Here is a 1,628-nt window from a genome sequence, read left to right as displayed (position 1 = left end):
GCGACCTGAAGCCCGGCGGGCACTACCAGCTGGAGGGCAACGCCGGCGGCGAGATCCTCAAGTGCGAACCGCCCCGGCTGCTGAAGGTGAGCTGGGTGATGGGCGAGAGCCCCGGCCTCAGCGAGGTCGAGGTGCGGCTGACACCCGGGGGCGAGGGGGAGACAGTCCTCGAACTGGAGCACGTCGCGGTCGTACCGCCGGAGTTCTGGGACCAGTTCGGCCCCGGAGCGGTCGGAGTCGGCTGGGACATGGGCCTGCTCGGACTCGGGCTCCACCTGCGCGGCGAATCGGTCGGCGACCCGTCCGAGTGGGAAGCGACCGACGAGGCAAGGGAGTTCATGACCCGCAGCAGCGAGGCGTGGGGCACCGCATACGAGACCTCAGGCGCACCCGCCGACGTGGCCGCGGCAGCAGTCGCCGGCACGACGGCCTTCTACGCACCGCCCCGCGAGGACGACGCCGGCTGACGAGGGGCCGCGGCAGGCACCGGCGGGGGCGGCATACGGGCGTCGGCGGCGGGGGTGCGGGTGCCCCGCCGCCATCGGTAACGGGTTGACCGGTGCATGTCGACCAGCTTTCATGACGGTGTCCCCGGCTGACCGCACGAGCGGCACCGGAGCCCACGGCACACACCCGGGCCGGGCCCGGGAGCCGCGGAGCGGACAGCCGGAGCAACCCCCACGCCACGGCAGAAACGGTGAACACCGATGAGCACGCGCAATCCCACAACCGCCTTCGTGATGCTGACGTCCGTCTGCGTCCTGCTGTCGCTCGTTGTGAAGGAGGCCGCTGCGGTCCTCTGGGGCGCCGGGTCGCTCTTCCTCGTCTGTGCCGTGGTCGCCGCCGTACGGCACCGGAACCGGACCGAGGAGACCGCCGGTTCCCGGTCGTGAACCCGGCACCCGCCGCACCCGGTTGAGAGCAACGGCTCCACGGCCGTTGTCAGTGCCCTCTGCTCCAATTCCGGACAGCGGGACGGACGACGGGGTCCGCCCGGGCAGTTGGAGGACGTCATGGGCACAGCACAGGTGACAGTGGAACGGCGCATCGCGGCTCCGGCCGGCCGCGTTTGGGAGGCGCTGACGGACATCGAGCACAGCGCCGAAGTGATCAAGGGCATCGACCGCATCGAGATGCTCAGCGAAGGCCCCTTCGGCGTCGGCACACGCTGGCGGGAGACCCGCACCATGCTCGGCAAGGAAGCCACCGAGGAGATGTGGGTGACGGCGAGCGAGGCGCCGGAACGCTGCGTCATAGAGGCCGAGTCACGCGGCGTCCACTACACCTCGGAGTTCCTTCTCACGCCCGCGGGCGGCGAATCCACAGACGTACGCCTGACCTTCGGCTCCAGGACAACAGAGAAGGGCGGCCTCAAGGGAGCCGTGATGAAGATGCTCGGCGGGCTCCGCTCGAAGGCCGCGGCCAAGGCACTCGCCAAGGACCTCGCGGACGTGGCCGCGTCGCTGGAGTCCCCGCAGCCGCCGAAGAGTTGAGGGCGCGACACTGGCTGCGAGCCCTCTCCCGTATCAGCCGGCCGCGTCCGGCCCCCGGAGCCGCCCGACGACCCACGGAGCAGTGATGAGCGACATCGTCGACCAGATCAACGACGTCCACCGGGAAGTCGGCAG

Annotated in this window: 3 protein-coding genes; all 3 read left to right on the top strand. The window is 70.8% G+C overall.

Annotation, left to right across the window (positions count from 1 at the left end; all coding sequences use genetic code 11):
* A partial coding sequence (locus AN215_RS00130) for an SRPBCC domain-containing protein (protein ID WP_070031076.1) occupies positions 1-467 on the top strand: 467 nt, incomplete at its 5' end.
* A gap of 240 nt (positions 468-707) precedes the next feature.
* The gene (locus AN215_RS00125; RefSeq protein ID WP_070008647.1) at positions 708-893 is read left to right on the top strand and encodes a hypothetical protein; all 186 of its coding nucleotides are present in this window, start codon (positions 708-710) and stop codon (positions 891-893) included.
* A gap of 120 nt (positions 894-1,013) precedes the next feature.
* On the top strand, positions 1,014-1,493 hold the full coding sequence (locus AN215_RS00120) for an SRPBCC family protein (protein ID WP_070008648.1): 480 nt from the start codon (positions 1,014-1,016) through the stop codon (positions 1,491-1,493).
* Positions 1,494-1,628 lie beyond the last annotated feature (135 nt).

The sequence above is a fragment of the Streptomyces abyssalis genome (genome assembly GCF_001751365.1).
Classification (GTDB): Bacteria; Actinomycetota; Actinomycetes; order Streptomycetales; family Streptomycetaceae; genus Streptomyces; species Streptomyces abyssalis.
Note: the sequence above shows the minus strand (reverse complement) of the source record. Positions and strands in the feature narration are given on the sequence as shown.

Excerpts from the sequence above, each read along its gene's own strand:
- AN215_RS00125 (WP_070008647.1), top strand. The coding sequence starts at position 708 with ATGAGCACGCGCAATCCCACAACCGCCTTCGTGATGCTGACGTCCGTC.
- AN215_RS00120 (WP_070008648.1), top strand. The coding sequence starts at position 1,014 with ATGGGCACAGCACAGGTGACAGTGGAACGGCGCATCGCGGCTCCGGCC.